Genomic DNA, 351 nt, shown 5'->3' with positions numbered 1-351 from the left:
CGCCAGCGGCTACTTCCGCGGCAAGATCCTGCAGGAGCGGCTGGTGCGCGAGTCCAGCATCCCGTACACCATCATCCATTCCACCCAGTTCTACGAATTCCTGCCGGGCATCATCCAGTCCGCGGCCGACGGCCAGCAGGTGCGCCTGCCCACCGCGCAGGTACAGCCGATCGCCGCCGAGGACGTGGCCAATGCCGTTGCCCGGGTGGCCGTGCAGGCACCGTGCAACGGCATCGTCGAGATCGCCGGCCCCGAGCGCGAGTCGATGGCCGAGCTGGCGCGCCGTTTCATGAACATCGTGCAGGATCCGCGCGAGGTGGTCGCAGATCCGGCGGCGCCGTACTTCGGCGC

General features: G+C 68.9%; 1 protein-coding gene. It reads left to right on the top strand.

From position 1 onward, the window contains the following. The coding region (locus SB658_RS22495; protein ID WP_410602438.1) for an SDR family oxidoreductase at nt 1-351 on the top strand (351 nt) is incomplete at both ends.

Origin of the sequence: Bacillus sp. SIMBA_008, from assembly GCF_046535495.1 — a bacterium.
Taxonomy (GTDB): Bacteria; Bacillota; Bacilli; order Bacillales; family Bacillaceae; genus Bacillus; species Bacillus subtilis.
This window is presented reverse-complemented; position numbering and strand designations above follow the sequence as displayed.